The following is a 17,996-nucleotide window of genomic DNA, read 5'->3' on the forward strand; positions in this document are numbered from 1 at the left end:
GGACTCCTTCGTCTGGTCCGCGGTGCGGTTGCGGACCGCTGTAGGGAGCAGGTCCACTGTGCGGACCACTTGGTCCGAGCTGCGGCGACGATAGAACGTGTGCTGACTATCTACAAGAGGTTGCCGACGAGTAACCGGAGGATTGCCTGCCCCTGGTCCGCACAGCGGACCGGGATCCATACTGGTCGCCATGAGCGAGAGCGAGCGCGGCGGCATGCGGACGGTTCAGCGGGCCATCGACATCCTGGGGCTCTTCGGCGAGGAACGCCCCGCGCTGACCCTCCGGGAGATCGTCGCGGGCAGCGGGCTGCCCAAGACCACCGCGCTCCGCCTGCTCCAGACGCTCCGCATGAACGGCCTGCTGTGGCTGGACGAGCACGGCCGGTACACGGCGGGCCCGACCTTCCTGCGCTGGGTCCGGCTGGCGGACCAGGGCTGGCGGCTGCCGGCCACCGCCCGGCGCGCGCTGCGCGAGCTGGCCGCCGAGCACCGGGAGACGGTGCACCTGTACGTACGGCGCGACGTGCACCGCATCTGCATCGCCCAGGAGGAGGGCCCGCAGGCGCTGCGGCACGTCGTACGGGTCGGCGACGAGCTGCCGCTGTGGGCCGGCGGGCCGTCGAAGATCCTGCTGATCGACGCGGAGGCGGCGCTGGTCGAGCGGGTGGCGCGGCGCTCCCCGCACGGCACGAAGCATGCCCGGGCGCTGACCGAATGGGCGGCCGAGGCGGAGCGCGCCGGGTACGCGGTCAGCCACGGCGAGCACGAGGAGGGGCTGTCGTCGGTGGCCGTGCCGGTGCGCTCGCGCGGCGGCGAGGTGGTCGCCACGCTGTCCTTCGGCGGCCCGTCGGCGCGCTTCACGGCCGAGCGGGTACCGCTCTTCGTCGCGTCCCTGACGGCCGCGGCCCGCACGGTGGCCGGCGGCCTGCCCGTCACGGGCTGAGCGCCGCCCCCACGGCCCGGGTCCGCTGTACGGACCGGGGCCGCCGTACGGACCGGGGCCCTACCCCCGCAGCTCCTCCGCCGCGTCCGCGACCCGGCCGATCAGGCGCATCAGCGTCTCCTGCTCGTCCTCCTCCAGCGGGGCGAGGAAGACCCGGTTCATGCGCCCGGTGCGGGTGACGAGCTTGCGGTGCAGGCGGGCACCCTCGTCGGAGAGTTTCAGTACGTTGCGGCGGCCGTCGTGCGGGTCGCGCACCCGCTCCACCAGGCCGCGCCGCACCAGCCGGGCGACCAGGTCGGCGATGGTCGAGCGGTCCAGGTGGACATGCTCGCTCAGCGTGCGCTGATCGATGTCCGGCTTCTCGACCAGCGCGTTGAGCACGGCGAACTGCGGCGAGGTGATCTCCTCGGACACCATCGCGCCCCACAGCAGCGAATGCGCCTGCTGGAGGCGGCGGGCCAGATGCCCGGGATGGGTGTTCAGATCGACCGCAGCCATCGAGCCTCCTGTAAGCGAACCATCAGCGAACCATTGACGAATCAGAACCTTGCTGGAAGTCTACGGCTCACTGAAGGATTAGTCAGTGCACTGAGTATTTTCCACAAGCGGAGTGACGATGGCCGAGATTCGCAGCCTCCACGACGCCGTGGCGGACCTCATCCACGACGGGGACACCGTCGCCATGGAGGGCTTCACCCACCTGATCCCGTTCGCGGCCGCGCACGAGATCATCCGCCAGGGCATCACCGACCTGACCCTCGCCCGGATGACGCCGGACGTCATCTACGACCAGCTGATCGGCGCGGGGCTGGTCAGGAAGCTGGTCTTCTCCTGGGGCGGCAACCCGGGCGTCGGCTCGCTGCACCGCTTCCGCGACGCCGTCGAGAACGGCTGGCCGCGCCCCCTGGAGCTGGACGAGCACAGCCACGCCGGCATGGCCAACCGCTACGTCGCGGGCGCCTCCAAGCTCCCGTTCGCGGTGCTGCGCGGCTACCGCGGCAGCGACATCCCCGGCCGTACGGACACGGTGTCCACCGTCACCTGCCCGTTCACCGGCGAGAAGCTGGCGGCCGTCGCGGCGCTCAACCCCGACGTCACCGTCATCCACGCCCAGCAGGCCGACCGCGCGGGCAACGTGCAGATGTGGGGCCTGACCGGCGTGCAGAAGGAGGCCGCGCTCGCCGCGAGCCGGGTGCTGGTCACCGTCGAGGAGATCGTGGACACCCTGGAGCCGCGCCCCGGCGGCGTCGTCCTGCCGACCTGGGTACTGGACGCGGTCGTACTCGTCCCCGGCGGCGCCCACCCCTCGTACGCCACCGGCTACACCGTCCGCGACAACGCCTTCTACCAGGCGTGGGACCCGATCGCGCGGGACCGCGACGCCTTCACCCAGTGGATCGAGACGCATGTGCGCGGCGCGCAGACGCCCGTGGCCGAGGCCGAAGGAGCGAACGCCTGATGTCCCAAGCGCCCGACACCGGGGCCGAGTTCACCCGCGACGAGCTGATGGAGGTCAACGCGGCCCGCGCGCTGGCCGGCGCGAAGACCTGCTTCGTCGGCATCGGCCTGCCCAGCACCGCCGCCAACCTGGCCCGCGCCACCGTCAATCCGGACCTGGTCCTCATCTACGAGTCCGGCACGATCGGTTCGAAGCCGACCGCGCTGCCGCTGTCCATCGGGGACGGCGAACTGGCCGAGACCGCCGACGCGGTGGTGCCGGTACCGGAGATGTTCAACTACTGGCTGCAGGGCGGCCGGATCGACGTCGGCTTCCTCGGCGCGGCCCAGGTCGACCGGTACGCCAACATCAACACCACCGTGGTCAACCGCGGCCCGGACAGGCCCGAGGGCCGGCTGCCCGGCGCGGGCGGCGCCCCGGAGATCGCCTCCAACTGCGGCAAGGTGCTGATGGTGCTGCGCCACTCCACCCGTAACTTCGTGCGGGCACTGGACTTCGTCACCACCCTCGGGCACGGCGCCGGGCCCAAGGACCGCGCCGCGCTCGGCATGCCGGGCGCCGGACCCACCGCCGTCATCACCGACCTCGGCGTGCTGCGCCCGGACCCGGAGACCGCCGAGCTGGTCCTCACCGAGCTGCACCCCGGCGTCACCGTCGACCAGGTGCGCGCGGCCACCGGCTGGGACCTGCGGGTCGCGGACGAGGTGGGCACGACGGCACCGCCCACCGCCCAGGAGCTGGCCGCGCTGCGGGCGCTCAAGGCAGCAACGCACGAGCCGGCGAAGAGGTAGGAACCCACCATGGCACTCACCCAGCACGACATCGACCGTGAAGTGACCGAACTCCAGGACGCGTACGACAAGGCGCGGGCCGGCGGCGCGCCCGCCGCGCACCACCCGCCGCGCGACTACGCCCCGTACCGCTCCAGCGCGCTGCGCCACCCCAAGCAGCCGCTGGTCGCGGTGCACGGCGACCCGGAGACCGTCGAACTGTCCGGGCCCGCCTTCGGGACCACCGACGTCACCGCCCTGGACAACGACCTCACCAAGCAGCACAACGGCGAGCCGCTCGGCGAGCGGATCACCGTCTCCGGGCGGCTGCTGGACGGCCGCGGCCGCCCCGTGCGCGGCCAGCTCGTCGAGGTGTGGCAGGCCAACGCCTCGGGCCGGTACGCCCACCAGCGCGATGACCACCCCGCGCCGCTGGACCCCAACTTCACCGGCGTGGGACGGGTGCTGACCGGCGACGACGGCAGCTACTCCTTCACCACGATCAAGCCGGGGGCCTACCCCTGGCGCAACCACACGAACGCCTGGCGTCCGGCGCACATCCACTTCTCGCTCTTCGGCGACGCGTTCACCCAGCGGCTGGTGACGCAGATGTACTTCCCGAACGACCCGCTGTTCCCGTACGACCCGATCCTGCGCTCGGTGACCGACGAATCGGCCCGGCAGCGGCTGATCGCCCGTTACGACCACGACCTGTCGCAGCCGGAGTTCTCGCTGGGCTACCGCTGGGACATCGTCCTGGACGGTCCGTCCGCCACCTGGATCGAGGAGGGCCGCTGATGTCCGAGGAGAGCCTGATGACGACCGACGTGACGCTTCCCCCCACCCCGTCGCACACGGTGGGCCCCTTCTACGGGTACGCGCTGCCCTTCCCCGGCGGCGGCGACATCGCCCCCGCCGGGCACCCGGACACGATCACCGTGCACGGATACGTGTACGACGGCGCCGGCGAGCCGGTCCCGGACGCGCTGGTGGAGTTCTGGCAGGCGGCCCCGGACGGCTCGCTCGCCGGAGCGCCCGGCTCGCTCCGCCGCAACCCGGTGGACGGCGGCTACTACGGCCGCAACGGCGTGGACTTCACCGGCTTCGGCCGGGTGCCCACCGACGCCGACGGGCACTACGCGATCCGCACGCTGCCGCCGGGCGGCGCGCCGTACCTCTCCGTCTGCGTCTTCGCGCGCGGCCTGCTGCACCACCTCTTCACCCGCGCCTACCTCAGCGAACCCGCCGGCGACACGCTGCTGTCGGGTCTGGAGCCCGCGCGGCGGGAGACTCTTCTCGCCAGGGCCGAGGCGGACAGGCACCGCACGCACCGCTTCGACATCCACCTCCAGGGCGACAAGGAGACGGTCTTCCTTGCCTTCGACTGACCCCATCGAGGGATCCGTCGCCGGGCCCGCCGACGTGGGACTGCTGTCCCCCGTCCGGGCCGGCTCGGCGGCCGAGGCCGCGACCGGCGACACCGCGTTCCTCCAGGCCATGCTGGACGCCGAGGCCGCGCTCACCCGGGCGCAGGCCGCGCTCGGCGAGGCCCCGGCGGCCGCGGCCGAGGCCGTGACGGCCGCGGCCCACGCGAGCCGGTTCGACGTCCGTGACCTGGCGCTGCGCGCCCGCTCCGGCGGCAACCCGGTCATCCCGCTGGTCGCGGACCTCACCGCGGCCGTCAAGGAGGCGGCGCCGGACGCCGCCGCGTACGTCCACCGGGGCGCCACCAGCCAGGACATCTGGGACACGGCCGCGATGCTGGTCGCGCGGCGGACGGTGTCGTCCGTACTGGGTGACCTGGACCGTACGGCGCGGGCGCTCTACGAGCTGGCCGACGCACACCGCGAGACGGTCATGCCGGGCCGCACCCTCACCCAGCACGCCGTCCCGACCACCTTCGGGCTGAAGGCGGCGGGCTGGCGGGCGCTGGTCCTGGACGCGTACGAACGGCTGGCAGCGGTCCGGCTGCCGGCCCAGCTGGGCGGGGCCGCGGGCACGCTGGCCGCGTTCGGCGCGCTGTCGGAGACGTTCGCGCCCGAGCACGGGCCGCGGCTGATCGCCACGTACGCGGCGGAGGCCGGGCTCGCCGAGCCGCTGCTCCCCTGGCACACGCTGCGCACGCCCGTCGCCGACCTGGCGTCCGCGCTCGCCTTCGCCACCGGCGCGCTCGGCAAGATCGCCGCGGACGTGCTGGTGCTCTCCCGTACCGAGTGCGGCGAGGTCGCCGAGGGCAGCGGCGGCGGCTCGTCCGCGATGCCGCACAAGGCCAACCCCGTACGCGCCACGCTGCTCGCCGCCGCCGCCCGGCAGACGCCGGGCCTGGCCGCGACCGTACTGGGCTCACTGGCCGCCGAGGACGAACGCCCGGCCGGCGCCTGGCACGCCGAGTGGCAGCCGCTGCGCGAGCTGCTGCGGCTGGCCGGCGGCGCCGCCGAACACGCCGCAGCGCTGGCCGAGGGGCTGCGCGTCTTCCCCGACCGGATGCGCGCGAACCTCATGCGGACCAAGGGGCTGATGGCCGCCGAGCGGCTGTCCGCCGCGCTCGCGCCCGTACTCGGACGGCAGGCCGCCAAGGCCGCGCTGACCCGCGCCTCGCGCACCGCCGTCGAGGAGGACCGCACGCTGGCCGACGTGCTGCGCGCCGACCCCGAGGTGGCCGGCGCGCTGCCCCCGGAGGAGCTGGCCGCGCTGGCCGACCCGGCCGCGTACACCGGCTCCGCCGCCGTCCTCACCGACCGTGCGCTGGGCCGGCCGGGACCGGCCACGTAACAGCCGTGCGCAGCCGGCGCTGACTGCCGCCCCGCCGGGCACCCGTCCCCCACCCGTACCCGTAACTCCCCCGAGGAGGTCCCCCATGGCCGAGCTCCCCCACCACCGACTCGACGGACCGCAGGACGCCCCGCCGCTGATCCTCGGCCCGTCCATCGGCACCTCGCTCGACGTCTGGGAGCCGCAGCTGACCGCCCTGACCCGGACCCACCGCGTGCTGCGCTGGGACCTGCCGGGGCACGGCGGCTCGGCGGCCGGGCTGGTGCCCGCCGAGGCGACCATGACGGACCTCGCCGGGCTCGTCCTCGCGCTGGCCGACGCGCAGGGCTGGGACACCTTCGCGTACGCCGGGATCTCCATCGGCGGCGCGGTGGGCCTGACGCTGGCCGCCGACCACCCCGAGCGGCTGACCCGGCTGGCCGTGGTGTGCTCCTCGGCGCACTTCGGCGGCTCGGACACCTGGCGGGAGCGGGCCGCGCTGGTCCGCAAGGACGGTACGGAGGCGATGGCGGCCAGCCGGCCCGGCACCTGGTTCGCGCCCGAGCTCGGCGGCAGGCCGCGCGGCCAGGCGCTGATCAAGGACCTGCTGGACACCGACCCGGCCGGCTACGCCGCCTGCTGCGAGGCGCTGGCCTCGTACGACATCCGGGACCGGCTCGCCGACATCACCGTGCCCACGCTGGTCGTCGCCGGCCGCGAGGACCCGGCGACGCCGCCCGCGCACGCCCGCGAGATCGCCGACGGCATCCCCGGCGCGAGCCTCACCGAGGTCGCGGACGCCCACCACCTCGCGGGCGTGGACCGCCCGGGCCCGGTCTGCGCCGCGCTGGCCGCGCACTTCACGACCGGCCCGGAGGCGGGCGCCGAAGCGGCCGCGGCGCCGTCCGACGACGCGGGCCGCCGCGCCGCCGGCATGGCCGTCCGCCGCGCCGTCCTGAGCGACGCCCACGTGGACCGCGCCGAGGCCAGGAAGACCGCCTTCACCTCCCGCTTCCAGGACTTCATCACCCGCTACGCCTGGGGCGAGATCTGGACCGGCGACACTCTGGACCGCCGCACCCGCAGCTGCATCACACTGACCGCGCTGGTCGCCCACGGCCACCACGCCGAACTGGCCATGCACGTAAAGGCCGCGGTACGCAACGGCCTCACCCCCGACGAGATCGGCGAGGTCCTCCTCCAGAGCGCCGTCTACTGCGGCGTCCCGGCCGCCAACGCCGCCTTCGGCATCGCCCAGGAGGCGCTCGCCGAACTGGAGTGACCCGCGCGGCGGGAGGGGTGATGTCCCCGGTCCGGAATGATCTGTTGCGCGTTTCACGTTGTTGCCATGCGTGCATCACACCGGTGCGGCAGAGTGGTCGCCGCACCGGTCGATCATCGACGAGCGCTGGGGGCAGCAGGCATGACGGACATCGGCAGACGGCGGCTGTTGGCGGCCGGCGGCGGCATCGCGCTCACCGGCGCACTGGCGGCATGCGGCTCCAATACCGGCCGGGGCGGCGGGAGTTCGGGACCGGCGCTGAGCCAGTGGTACCACCAGTACGGCGAGGCCGGCACCGAGCAGGCCGTGCAGCGGTACGCCGCCGCGTACGACAGGGCGAAGGTCACCGTCCAGTGGCGCCCCGGCGACTACGACCGGCAGACCGCCGCCGCCCTGCTGACCGACTCGGGCCCTGACGTCTTCGAGGTCAACGGGCCGACGCTGGACCAGATCCGCGGCGGCCAGGTCGCCGATCTGACGTCCGCGGTCGAGCCCGTCAAGGACGACTTCAACCAGGCGGTCCTCGCGCCGAAGATCTGGCAGGACAAGATCTGGTCGATCCCCCAGGTCATCGACATGCAGCTGCTCTTCTACCGCAAGAGCATGCTGGTGCAGGCCGGGGTGAAACCGCCCCGCACCCTCGACGAACTGGTCGACGCGGCACGGGAGTTGACTGCCAAGGGCAGGAAGGACAAGGTCAAGGGGCTGTTCCTGGGGAACGACGGGGGCGCGGGCGCGCTCGGCGGCACCCCGCTGCACGCCGCCGGGCTCTCCATCGTCACCGACGACGGCAAGGTCGGCTTCGACGACCCGGCAGCCGCCCGCACGCTCGGGAAGCTCCACGAGCTGTACGCGGACAAGTCCCTGCTGCTCGGCGCGCCCGCCGACTGGTCCGACCCGGCCGCGTTCACGCAGGGGCTGACCGCGATGCAGTGGTCGGGGCTGTGGGCACTGCCGCAGGTGAAGAAGGCGCTGGGGAGCGACTTCGGGGTGCTGCCGTTCCCGAAGGACGGCTCCGGCGGCAAGGACGCCGTGCCGGTCGGCGCGTACGGCTCGGCGGTCAGCGCGCGCAGCAAGCACAAGAAGGAGGCGGTGGCCTTCGCGAAGTGGCTGTGGATCGACCGCACGGACTACCAGCGCGACTTCGCGCTCTCCTACGGCTTCCACATCCCGGCCCGGATCTCCCTGGCGAAGAAGGCGAAGGAGCTGCGCTCGGGCGCGGCCGCCGACGCCGTCACGTACGCCACCGACCTCGGGTACGCCGAGCCGCTGCTGTGGACCACCGCCGCCAAGACCGCCTACCAGGACGCGGTGAGCCGCATCATCAAGGACGGCGCGAACCCGGAGTCGGAGCTGAAGTCGGTCGTGCGGAAGACCCAGGCGGAACTCCAGCGGGTCAAGAAGAAGTGATCCGCAGGCTGCTGGGGCCCCAGAACCGCAATCTGTGGTTCTGGGTGTTCGTCGGTCCGTTCGCGGTCGGGCTGGCCCTGTTCACGTACGTACCGCTGCTGTGGAGTGTCTGGCTCAGCTTCTTCGACGCGCACAACACCGTGACGCCGACGAAGTTCGTCGGGCTGGACAACTATGTGTCGATGCTGGGCGACGACGCGTTCCTCCGCAGCCTGGGCACGTTCCTGCTGTTCTCGGTGTTCATCGTGCCGGCGACGTATGCGCTCTCGCTCGGGCTGGCGCTGATGGTCAACAGGGTGCGGGTGGCGCAGGCGTTCTTCCGGTCGGTCTTCTTCCTGCCCACCGCGTGCAGTTACGTGGTCGCCTCGCTGGTGTGGAAGCTGTCGGTGTTCAACGGCGTGCGGTTCGGGCTGGCCAACACGGTGCTGGGGTGGTTCGGCGCGGACCAGACGGCGTGGCTGTCGACGACGCATCCGCCCTGGTACTGGCTGGTGATCGTGACCGTACGGCTGTGGCTGCAGGCCGGCTTCTACATGATCCTCTTCCTGGCCGGGCTGCAGCGGATCTCGCCGCGGCTGTACGAGGCGGCCGCGGTGGACGGCGCGAAGCCCGGCTGGCAGACCTTCCGGCACATCACCTTCCCGCAGCTGCGGGCCACCTCCGTGGCGGTGGTGCTGCTGCTCGTCATCAACGCCTTCCAGGCGTTCGACGAGTTCTACAACCTGCTCTCCGACGCCCGCGGCTATCCGCCCTACGCCCGGCCGCCGCTGGTCTACCTGTACTACATCGCGCTCGGCCGGGAGCAGAATCTCGGGCTCGGCAGCGCGGGCGCGGTGATCCTCGCGCTGATCATCGCGGTGGCGACCATCGTCCAGGCCCGCTGGTTCGGGCTGGGCCGCAAGGAGGACTGACCGGTGGACCAGGCACTCATCCGGGCGGGCCGGGCCCTGCGGCTGGTCCTGCTGATCGTCCTCGCGCTGCTCTTCCTGATCCCGTTCTACCTGCTGCTGCGCAACGGGCTGGCGACCGAGGCGGACATCACCGCGCCGGACTGGACGTTCTTCCCGCGCTCGCTGCGGTGGGGCAACCTGGCCGAGCTGTTCGCGGACCCGAATCTGCCGATGGCGCGGGCGCTGCTGAACTCCACGGTGATCGCGGTGGCCACGACGCTGGGCACGCTGCTGCTGGCCTCGCTGGCCGGTTACGGCCTGGCCCGCATCCCGTACCGGCACGCGAACGCGGTCTTCTACGTGATCCTCGGCACGCTCATGGTCCCGGCCGCGGTCACCTTCGTACCCAGCTTCGTACTGGTCTCCTCCCTCGGCTGGATCTCGACCCTGCGCGGGCTGATCATCCCCACCCTTTTCTCCGCTTTCGCGTGCTTCATCTTCCGGCAGTACTTCCTCGGCTTCCCGCGGGAGCTGGAGGACGCGGCGCGGGTGGACGGGCTGGGGTACTGGCGGACGTACTGGCGGGTGGTGGTGCCGAACTCCCGGCCGGTGTTCGCGGCGGTCGGCACGATCGTCTTCATCGGCGCGTGGAACGCCTTCCTGTGGCCGCTGGTGATCGGCCAGGACCGCGAGGCGTGGACGGTGCAGGTGGCGCTGTCGACGTTCACCACCGCGCAGAACGTCAATCTGCACGAGCTGTTCATCGCGGCCGCGGTCTCCATCGCGCCGCTGATCCTGGTCTTCTTCCTGCTGCAGCGGTACATCGTCGCCGGGGTGGAGCGGACAGGCATCGACGATTGATGTACGGTGCCAACATGATGGCGCGACCGACCTCCCGTGAGCAGGAGCCGCAGTTCTGCGGCCCCCGCGGTGAGTGCGCGCCCCGCGGTCTCAGCTTCCTGAGCCGCCGTGGCCGAGTGGGTTCGCCCCCGGCCGCCTGTTCCTCGCGCCGCTGAGCCTGCCCGCTCCCGGCGCCTTCTCCCTCCCCCCCCTTTTCCGTTTTCCCCTTTTTGCGGGCTTCCGCACGTTCCGCAGCCTTTGGTCTCTCCAGGAGGATCAGATGACGGCCATCGCCGTACCCACCGCCCCTGCCCTGCGCGACCACCGCATCCCCGCCGACGGCCTCTACGAAGGCGTACGCGTCCTGAACCGGCTCCCCGAGGGCTGGGAGACCCAGCCGTACGAGCGCTTCGAGGTCGTGCCGCAGGGCCGCACCATCGGCGCCGAGATCCGCGGCGTCGACCTGTCCCGGCCGCTGGACGACGCGCTGCGCGCCGAGCTGAACCGGGCGCTGCTGGAGTGGAAGGTGCTCTTCTTCCGCGGCGCGCACCTGACCTCCGCCGCGCAGGCCGACTTCGCCCGCAACTGGGGCGCGCTGGAGACCAATCCGCTGCTGGCGCGCGGGGACAGCGAGGAGGTGGTGCGGTTCGACAAGAAGGACCCCACGGCGCCCACCTTCGAGAACGTCTGGCACACGGACGTGACCTTCCGGGAGCGGCCGGCGCTGGGCGCGGTGCTCCAGCTGCGCGAGGTGCCGCCGTTCGGCGGGGACACGATGTGGGCCGACATGGCGGCCGCGTACGACAACCTGCCGCAGGAGGTGAAGGACCGTATCGACGGCGCCCGCGCCGTGCACGACTTCATCCCCGGCTTCTCTCGCTTCTACCCGGCCGAGCGACTCGTCCCGCTCCAGGAGCAGTTCCCGCCGGTCGAGCACCCGGTGGTGCGCCGCCACCCGGAGACCGGCCGCAAGATGCTGTTCGTCAACACCTCCTTCACCACCCGCATCGTGGGCTGGGACCGCGCGGAGAGCGACCGGATGCTGCGGCTGCTGTTCCAGCAGGCCCATGTGCCGGAGTACCAGGTGCGGTTCCGCTGGCAGGCGGGCGACGTGGCGTTCTGGGACAACCGGGCGACGCAGCACTACGCGGTGGCCGACTACGCCCCGCACGGGCGGGTCGCCGAGCGGGTCGCGATCGCGGGCGACCGCCCGGAGTAGCCCGTCAGGTCGTACCCGGCGGCGCCCGCGTCCTCCGCGGCGCCGCCGCCCCGTATGAGGGCCGCGCCCAGCGGAGTGAGGGTGTGCAGGACCGCGTTGCCCTGGCGCAGCGTGACCAGCAGCCCGGCCTCCCGCAGCACGGTCGCGTGCTGGCTCGCGGAGGCGAGCGACACCTCGGCGCGCCGGGCCAGTTCGCTGGTGGTGCAGCCGCCGCCGATGCCCCGCAGGATCGCGGAGCGGGTGCGGCCGACGAGCTTGCCGAGCGAACGGCCGGGCGCCGCGGGGGCCGTGGGCCGCGGTGCCTGGTGCTCGACGGGGTAGACCAGGACGGGCGTGAGCTCCGGGTCGTACAGGGTGACCGGGGTGCGGCGGCAGAAGAACGACGGGACCAGCAGCAGCCCGCGCCCGTCCAGGCGCAGGTCGCGGTCGACCGGGTAGTCGGCCTCCAGGACGGGCGGCCGCCAGCGCATCATGGGCGGCAGCGAGCCGAGCAGCCGGTCGGCGCCGCCGTCCAGCAGGGCCCGGCCGCGGGTCGCCCGGTCCGCCTCGATACGGGCCTGGAGGTGCGGCCAGTACGGTGCGATGGCCGCGTCGTGGTAGTGCCGCAGGACGCCGGCCAGCCGGTGCAGCGGCCGGGTGTCGCCCTGGGCGAGGTCGCGCAGCCACGGCTGGGGCGGGCGGCCCTCGGTCAGCCGGGTGAGGTCCCGGTGCAATCGCGGGGCCGGAGTCGCCTTCAGCGCGGCGAGTGCGTCATCGATTCCCAGCAGTCCCTCGGGGGGCGTCAGGAAATCGGGAAAATATCCCTTGGTAGGGATGAGCGGGGCGAGATAACGTGTTTCACCATTCAACCGGGAGCGGGTTTCCGTACGCCATTCGTTCAGCGTCGTACCACCCTGCCGGTCGCGAAGTCGGTGGAAACTTAAAACGGTCTCCCAGAGCACATCAGGGCGTGCGGCGATCCGCACGCGGGCCAGATCCGGTCCACTGAAATGGACGCGCAGCACCGAAACCCCACCATCGCCATTCGTTGTCGGCCCCCGAGCCCCGAGTATGCACTCGGCCACGTGGGGTCACCACGCCCTTTTGGCCAGTCTTGAAAAGGGTCGCGTCGGGAGCGAACTCCCGGAATGCTGTTGCTCAATTCGGTGGCGATACGGATGGCACGGATTGCTCGGACCCGTGGGGGGTGACGAGTCATCACCGGCCGTCCCGCTACCCACCGAAGGCCGCCGCCCGGGCCGAGCTGGCGGCGGCAGCTCCCGAGGGGGGAGTCCGGAAAAGGCGAGGGCGGCACCTCCGCACAGGTGCCGCCCTCGTTTCGCGGAACCGGAGCCACCTACCAGGGTGAGGGTCGGGTACACCAGCTGATGGCTCCGGTCGTACTGCAGGCCGCCGGAGCGGCCGTTGGGACGCCTGTCTGCCGGCGCCCGACGCCGACAGACAGGCGGGTTCGCGGGGTCAGCGGCTGTCGCTGCCCTTGGACTCCGCCGCCGCGCGGCCCGCCTCCAGGCGCGCCACGGGGATGCGGAACGGCGAGCAGGACACGTAGTCCAGGCCCACCTCGTGGAAGAAGTGCACCGACTCCGGGTCGCCGCCGTGCTCGCCGCACACGCCGAGCTTGAGGTCGGGGCGGGTGGCCCGCCCGGCCTCCGCGGCGTTCCGTACGAGCGAGCCCACGCCGTCCTTGTCGATCGTCTCGAACGGGCTGACGCCGAAGATGCCCTTCTCCAGGTACGCGGTGAAGAAGCTGGCCTCCACGTCGTCCCGGGAGAAGCCCCACACGGTCTGCGTGAGGTCGTTCGTACCGAAGGAGAAGAAGTCGGCGGACTCGGCGATCTGCCCGGCCGTGAGGGCGGCACGGGGCAGCTCGATCATCGTGCCGAGGGTGAGCCCCAGATCCACACCGTGGGCGCGCTCGACCTCGGCGATGACCTGCTCGGCCTCCTCGCGGACGATCTCCAGCTCCTGGACGGTGCCGACCAGCGGGATCATGATCTCCGCACGCGGGTCGCCCTTGGCGGCCCGGCGCGCGGCCGCGGCCTCCGCGATCGCCCGTACCTGCATGGCGAACAGGCCGGGGATGACCAGGCCGAGGCGGACGCCGCGCAGGCCCAGCATCGGGTTCTGCTCGTGCAGCCGGTGCACGGCCTGGAGCAGGCGCAGATCGTTCTCGTTGGAGTCCTTGCGGGACTCGGCGAGCGCGACGCGCACCGACAGCTCGGTGATGTCAGGCAGGAACTCGTGCAGCGGCGGGTCCAGCAGCCGCACCGTCACCGGCAGCCCGTCCATCGACTCGAAGAGCTCGACGAAGTCGCCCTTCTGGAGCGGCAGCAGCTCCGAGAGCGCGGCCTCGCGCTCCTCACCGGTGTCGGCGAGGATCAGCCGCTCGACCATCTCGCGCCGCTCACCGAGGAACATGTGCTCGGTGCGGCACAGGCCGATGCCCTGCGCGCCGAACCGGCGGGCGCGCGCCGCGTCCTCGGCGTTGTCGGCGTTGGCGCGTACCCGCAGCCGGCGCACCCGGTCCGCGTACGCCATGACCCGGTGCACGGCCTTGACCAGCTCGTCGGCGTCGTCGGCGCCCGCGTGCATGCGGCCCTCGAAGTACTCGACGACCGGGGACGGGACGACCGGCACCTCACCGAGGTAGACCTTGCCGGTCGAGCCGTCGATGGAGACGACGTCGCCCTCCTCGATGACCACGCCGCCGGGCGCGGTCAGGCAGCGCCGCTTGGTGTCGACCTCCAGCTCCTCGGCGCCGCAGACACAGGTCTTGCCCATGCCGCGGGCGACGACGGCGGCGTGCGAGGTCTTGCCGCCGCGCGAGGTGAGGATGCCCTCGGCGGAGATCATGCCGTTGAGGTCGTCGGGGTTGGTCTCGCGGCGGATCAGGATGACCTTCTCGCCCGAACGCGACCACTTCACGGCGGTGTACGAGTCGAAGACGGCCTTGCCGACGGCCGCGCCCGGCGAGGCGGCGATGCCGCGGCCCAGCAGCTCGGCCCTCCCACCCTTTGGACGCAGCGCCTTCTCGTCGAAGCGGGGGAACATCAGCTGCGCGAGCTGCGCGCCGTTGACCCGCTGCAGCGCCTCGGCCTCGTCGATCAGGCCCTGGTCGACGAGCTGCGTGGCGATGCGGAAGGCCGCGCCCGCGGTGCGCTTGCCGACGCGGGTCTGCAGCATCCACAGCTTGCCGCGCTCGATGGTGAACTCGATGTCGCACAGGTCCTTGTAGTGCGTCTCGAGCGTCTCCATGATCTGCATCAGCTGGTCGTACGACGTCTTGTCGATCGACTCCAGGTCCGCGAGCGGGACCGTGTTGCGGATGCCGGCCACGACGTCCTCGCCCTGCGCGTTCTGCAGGTAGTCGCCGTACACGCCCTGGTGGCCGCTGGCCGGGTCGCGGGTGAAGGCGACGCCGGTACCGGAGTCCGGGCCGAGGTTGCCGAAGACCATCGAGCAGACGTTGACCGCCGTGCCGAGGTCGCCGGGGATGCGCTCCTGGCGCCGGTACAGCTTCGCCCGGTCGGTGTTCCACGAGTCGAAGACCGCGCGCACCGCGAGGTCCATCTGCTCGCGCGGGTCCTGCGGGAAGTCCCGCTTCGTCTCGGTGGAGACGATCTCCTTGAACTGCCCGACCAGTTTCTTCATGTCGGCCGCGTCCAGCTCGACGTCAACCTTCACGCCCTTGGCCTTCTTGGCGTCCTCCAGCGCCTCTTCGAAGAGGTCGCCGTCCACGCCGAGCACGGTCTTGCCGAACATCTGGATGAGGCGGCGGTACGAGTCCCACGCGAAGCGCTCGGAACCGGCCTGCTGCGCGAGGCCGTTCACCGACTCGTCCGAGAGCCCGATGTTCAGCACGGTGTCCATCATGCCGGGCATGGAGAACTTCGCACCGGAACGCACCGATACGAGCAGCGGGTTGTCCGCCTGCCCGAGCTTCTTGCCCATCTGGCGCTCAAGGGCGTCCAGATGCGCGGAGACCTCGGCACGCAGTGCCGCCGGTTCCTCGCCGCTCTCCAGGTACTCCTTGCACGCCTCGGTCGTGATGGTGAAACCGGGCGGGACGGGAAGTCCCAGATTGGTCATCTCGGCGAGGTTCGCACCTTTCCCGCCGAGCAGATCCTTCAGGTCCTTGTTGCCCTCGGTGAAGTCGTAGACGAACTTCACCGCGTCGGCGGACGGGGATACGTGGGGATCTTGTGTTTCCGACACGGGACTGACTCCTCGCGGACGGGCTGCCCTGACGGCCAGGAACATACCCAGATCGAAGGCGCATGGGTACGTCCACTCGGTCGACATACGCCCGTAACCCGGCGTCAGCCAACAGATCGAAAGTTGCCGGTCCTGGCTGTATGCATACACCTTCTGAAGGCATGACTCCGGAAGGTATCGATGATCATGGCTGATTCTGTACGGAGCGCGACGGTTGCCTTGATCATCTGAACTCAATCACGATGGCACCCAGTGCCAGCTTTGGAGACATAGAAACCTGATGAATCGCTCATCTGAGCGCGACCCTTATCAAGGGTGGCGAGAATCACGCGCTCCGAGGCCCGCCGATCCCACCATCCGGACCCGTCCGCGGACACGAAACGCCGCTGTCATCCCGCCGCCGCCACCCGCTCCAGGAAGGCGTCCACGAGCGCGTACGCCCGCTCCCGCGCCTCGGGAAGCGCCGCCCGCACCTCCTTGACCAGCGCGTCGGGGTCGGCCCCGAGCGCCTCCGCGATGCCCTCGTCGTCCCCGTCGAACCAGGCCCGCAGCACCTCGGGCGTCAGCTCCGGATGGAACTGCACGCCCAGCGACCGCCCGCAGGCGAACGCCTGCGACGCGACCTCATTGCGCGCGAGCTCGCGGAGCGGCAGACCGGCCTGCGGGGTGACCTCCGGGAGCAGCCACCGGTCGCCGTGGAACTGGAACCACGGCCCCGGCCCCACCAGTCCCGGCTCGTCCGCCTCGACCTCCGTCCAGCCGAGCTCGAAGCGCGGGGCGCGCTCAATTGAGCCCCCGAGCGAGGCGGCCAGCAGCTGCCCGCCGAAGCAGATGCCGAGCACGGGTATGCCCAGCCGCTGCGCGTCCCGCAGCAGGTCGAGCTCCGCCCGTATCCACTCGTTCATGCGGTTCACCGACCAGGGCGCGCCGAGCGACAGGATCAGGTCATATTCGGCGGCCGCCGGGAATCGGGGCTCGACGTCCGGAGTCGCGTACCGCTCGGCGGGGACCACGAGCAGCTCGTCGAGCACGTATCCGCGCTGCGCCAGCCGGTCGCCGACGTGGCCGGCGGCGGAGAGGTGGTCGTGGGCGATGACCAGGGCGCGCTGCGTCATGGGGACCTCGTTCGATGCGTTCGGTGCGTACGGGCATATCGTTTGGGATCAAATTTACTGGCGCCCACGAGTGCGCCGCACCCCTTGAGCCGCCCGGCCCTCCGACTTATCGTTTGACCTCAAACAACAATGCTCCGGAGGCCGCCGTATGACATCCCCCCGCATGCTGCTCGTGCTCAGCGAGAACTGGACCATGACCGGCGGCCGCTGTGACCTCGAAGCGCTCGTCCGCTGGGCCCGCGAGGCGGAGGACGCCGGCTTCGACTCCGTCATGCTCAGCGAGCACCTCGTCCTCGGCCCCGACTCGGGCGCGCTCGGCGTGATGCCCAACCCCCGCGAGTACGCGCTCCCCGGGAACCAGGACCCACGCACCCCCTGGCCCAACTCCCTCGTCCTGCTGAGCGCGATCGCGGCCGTGACCGAACGCCTGCGGCTGGTCGCCGGCGCGATCCTCGCCCCGCTCCGCCACCCCCTCGTCCTCGCCAAGGAGCTGGCCACCCTGGACCTGCTCAGCAAGGGCCGGCTGGTCGTCCTGCCGACGGTGAGCTGGAGCCGCGACGAGTACGCGGCGCTGGACGTCCCCTTCGCCCGGCGCGGCAAGCTGCTCGACGAGCACCTGGCCGCCTGGGATCAGTTGTGGCAGCCCTCCCCCGCGTCCTTCGAAGGCGATCACTACCGCTTCGAGGACGTCTACCTGGAGCCCAAGCCGTACCGGCCCGGCGGCCCGGAACTGTGGTTCGGCGGCGGCTCACTGCACGGCCCGCTGCTGCGCCGCCTGGTCCGGTACGGCCACGGCTTCAACCCGCTGGGCCGGCCGGCCCCCGAGGAGCTGGAGAAGCTGCGGGCGGCGATGGCGGAGGCCGGCCGCTCGATGGACGAGCTGGAGATGATCGGCGGTACGCGGGCGGTCTTCCCCGGCCCGGACGCGGTGGCCGACCTGGGCCGCGCGCTGGAGAGCGTGCCGGAGCAGATGGCGCAGGGCTTCGGTACGTTCTGCATCAAACCGTCGCAGTTCACCGACGACCCGCAGGACGTCGGCCGCTTCTGCCGCGAGGTGATGCGGCGGGTGGAGCGGCTGACGTCCTGAGGTCAGGCGATACGG

The 17,996-nt window shown here is 71.7% G+C and carries 16 protein-coding genes; 12 read left to right on the forward strand and 4 right to left on the reverse strand.

Annotation, left to right across the window (positions count from 1 at the left end; genetic code table 11):
• Positions 1–190: 190 nt before the first annotated feature.
• The gene (locus tag ACZ4MH_RS23620) at positions 191–943 is read left to right on the forward strand and encodes an IclR family transcriptional regulator (protein ID WP_351600315.1); all 753 of its coding nucleotides are present in this window, start codon (positions 191–193) and stop codon (positions 941–943) included.
• Positions 944–1,003: 60 nt separating this feature from the next.
• Here the strand turns inward: ACZ4MH_RS23620 and ACZ4MH_RS23625 are convergent, their stop codons facing one another.
• A complete protein-coding gene (locus ACZ4MH_RS23625) occupies positions 1,004–1,441 on the reverse strand; it encodes a MarR family winged helix-turn-helix transcriptional regulator (protein WP_351600313.1) in 438 nt (145 codons plus the stop codon).
• Between the two features lie 118 nt (positions 1,442–1,559).
• Here ACZ4MH_RS23625 and ACZ4MH_RS23630 point away from each other — a divergent pair, with 118 nt between their 5' ends.
• The 10 genes from ACZ4MH_RS23630 to ACZ4MH_RS23675 all read left to right on the forward strand — a co-directional run bounded on the left by ACZ4MH_RS23630 (position 1,560) and on the right by ACZ4MH_RS23675 (position 11,564).
• Positions 1,560–2,402 (forward strand): CoA transferase subunit A, encoded by an 843-nt coding sequence (locus ACZ4MH_RS23630; protein WP_351600311.1) that lies wholly within the window; start codon positions 1,560–1,562, stop codon positions 2,400–2,402.
• Positions 2,402–3,193 (forward strand): CoA-transferase subunit beta, encoded by a 792-nt coding sequence (locus ACZ4MH_RS23635; protein ID WP_351600309.1) that lies wholly within the window; start codon positions 2,402–2,404, stop codon positions 3,191–3,193. Before ACZ4MH_RS23630 ends, ACZ4MH_RS23635 begins: the two co-directional genes overlap by 1 nt.
• Before the next feature lie 9 nt (positions 3,194–3,202).
• Positions 3,203–3,970, forward strand: a complete 768-nt coding sequence (gene pcaH / locus ACZ4MH_RS23640; RefSeq protein WP_351600307.1) for a protocatechuate 3,4-dioxygenase subunit beta — start codon at positions 3,203–3,205, stop codon at positions 3,968–3,970.
• Complete coding sequence (gene pcaG, locus ACZ4MH_RS23645; protein ID WP_351600305.1) at positions 3,970–4,560, forward strand: protocatechuate 3,4-dioxygenase subunit alpha; 591 nt, start codon at positions 3,970–3,972, stop codon at positions 4,558–4,560. The genes pcaH and pcaG overlap by 1 nt, the downstream gene beginning before the upstream one ends.
• Positions 4,547–5,944: a 3-carboxy-cis,cis-muconate cycloisomerase gene (pcaB, locus tag ACZ4MH_RS23650; protein WP_467754666.1), complete on the forward strand. Its 1,398-nt coding sequence runs from the start codon at positions 4,547–4,549 to the stop codon at positions 5,942–5,944. Before pcaG ends, pcaB begins: the two co-directional genes overlap by 14 nt.
• An 85-nt stretch (positions 5,945–6,029) precedes the next feature.
• Entirely contained in the window at positions 6,030–7,205 is a 1,176-nt protein-coding gene (gene pcaDC / locus ACZ4MH_RS23655; protein WP_467754667.1) for a bifunctional 3-oxoadipate enol-lactonase/4-carboxymuconolactone decarboxylase PcaDC, read from the forward strand.
• A gap of 141 nt (positions 7,206–7,346) precedes the next feature.
• Complete coding sequence (locus ACZ4MH_RS23660; protein WP_351589476.1) at positions 7,347–8,615, forward strand: ABC transporter substrate-binding protein; 1,269 nt, start codon at positions 7,347–7,349, stop codon at positions 8,613–8,615.
• Positions 8,612–9,526, forward strand: a complete 915-nt coding sequence (locus ACZ4MH_RS23665) for a carbohydrate ABC transporter permease (protein WP_351589274.1) — start codon at positions 8,612–8,614, stop codon at positions 9,524–9,526. Before ACZ4MH_RS23660 ends, ACZ4MH_RS23665 begins: the two co-directional genes overlap by 4 nt.
• A gap of 3 nt (positions 9,527–9,529) precedes the next feature.
• Positions 9,530–10,366 carry a carbohydrate ABC transporter permease gene (locus tag ACZ4MH_RS23670; RefSeq protein WP_351589277.1) on the forward strand — a complete coding sequence of 279 codons (837 nt, stop codon included), beginning with the start codon at positions 9,530–9,532 and terminating at the stop codon, positions 10,364–10,366.
• Positions 10,367–10,625: 259 nt separating this feature from the next.
• Positions 10,626–11,564, forward strand: coding sequence for a TauD/TfdA dioxygenase family protein (locus ACZ4MH_RS23675; protein ID WP_351589280.1), 939 nt, complete (start codon positions 10,626–10,628; stop codon positions 11,562–11,564).
• Here the strand turns inward: ACZ4MH_RS23675 and ACZ4MH_RS23680 are convergent.
• The 3 genes from ACZ4MH_RS23680 to ACZ4MH_RS23690 all read right to left on the reverse strand — a co-directional run bounded on the left by ACZ4MH_RS23680 (position 11,504) and on the right by ACZ4MH_RS23690 (position 16,894).
• Positions 11,504–12,568: an ArsR/SmtB family transcription factor gene (locus tag ACZ4MH_RS23680; protein ID WP_351589283.1), complete on the reverse strand. Its 1,065-nt coding sequence runs from the start codon at positions 12,566–12,568 to the stop codon at positions 11,504–11,506. The genes ACZ4MH_RS23675 and ACZ4MH_RS23680 overlap by 61 nt on opposite strands.
• 454 nt (positions 12,569–13,022) lie before the next feature.
• Complete coding sequence (ppdK, locus tag ACZ4MH_RS23685) at positions 13,023–15,824, reverse strand: pyruvate, phosphate dikinase (protein ID WP_351589286.1); 2,802 nt, start codon at positions 15,822–15,824, stop codon at positions 13,023–13,025.
• 344 nt (positions 15,825–16,168) lie between these two features.
• On the reverse strand, positions 16,169–16,894 hold the full coding sequence (locus tag ACZ4MH_RS23690) for a type 1 glutamine amidotransferase (RefSeq protein WP_351589289.1): 726 nt from the start codon (positions 16,892–16,894) through the stop codon (positions 16,169–16,171).
• 148 nt (positions 16,895–17,042) lie between these two features.
• On the opposite strand from ACZ4MH_RS23690, the gene ACZ4MH_RS23695 reads away from it, so the two are divergent.
• Positions 17,043–17,981 carry a TIGR03619 family F420-dependent LLM class oxidoreductase gene (locus tag ACZ4MH_RS23695; RefSeq protein ID WP_351589292.1) on the forward strand — a complete coding sequence of 313 codons (939 nt, stop codon included), beginning with the start codon at positions 17,043–17,045 and terminating at the stop codon, positions 17,979–17,981.
• Positions 17,982–17,996: the final 15 nt, after the last annotated feature.

This window comes from Streptomyces sp. NPDC026301, assembly GCF_055567935.1.

What these genes read in the sequence shown, in the direction of transcription:
- ACZ4MH_RS23630 (WP_351600311.1), top strand. Translation starts at nt 1,560, where the DNA reads ATGGCCGAGATTCGCAGCCTCCACGACGCCGTGGCGGACCTCATCCAC.
- pcaH (WP_351600307.1), top strand. Translation starts at nt 3,203, where the DNA reads ATGGCACTCACCCAGCACGACATCGACCGTGAAGTGACCGAACTCCAG.
- ACZ4MH_RS23620 (WP_351600315.1), top strand. Translation starts at nt 191, where the DNA reads ATGAGCGAGAGCGAGCGCGGCGGCATGCGGACGGTTCAGCGGGCCATC.
- ACZ4MH_RS23695 (WP_351589292.1), top strand. Translation starts at nt 17,043, where the DNA reads ATGACATCCCCCCGCATGCTGCTCGTGCTCAGCGAGAACTGGACCATG.
- pcaG (WP_351600305.1), top strand. Translation starts at nt 3,970, where the DNA reads ATGTCCGAGGAGAGCCTGATGACGACCGACGTGACGCTTCCCCCCACC.
- ACZ4MH_RS23675 (WP_351589280.1), top strand. Translation starts at nt 10,626, where the DNA reads ATGACGGCCATCGCCGTACCCACCGCCCCTGCCCTGCGCGACCACCGC.
- ACZ4MH_RS23625 (WP_351600313.1), bottom strand. Translation starts at nt 1,441, where the DNA reads ATGGCTGCGGTCGATCTGAACACCCATCCCGGGCATCTGGCCCGCCGC.
- ACZ4MH_RS23690 (WP_351589289.1), bottom strand. Translation starts at nt 16,894, where the DNA reads ATGACGCAGCGCGCCCTGGTCATCGCCCACGACCACCTCTCCGCCGCC.
- ACZ4MH_RS23635 (WP_351600309.1), top strand. Translation starts at nt 2,402, where the DNA reads ATGTCCCAAGCGCCCGACACCGGGGCCGAGTTCACCCGCGACGAGCTG.
- ACZ4MH_RS23660 (WP_351589476.1), top strand. Translation starts at nt 7,347, where the DNA reads ATGACGGACATCGGCAGACGGCGGCTGTTGGCGGCCGGCGGCGGCATC.
- ppdK (WP_351589286.1), bottom strand. Translation starts at nt 15,824, where the DNA reads ATGTTCCTGGCCGTCAGGGCAGCCCGTCCGCGAGGAGTCAGTCCCGTG.
- pcaDC (WP_467754667.1), top strand. Translation starts at nt 6,030, where the DNA reads ATGGCCGAGCTCCCCCACCACCGACTCGACGGACCGCAGGACGCCCCG.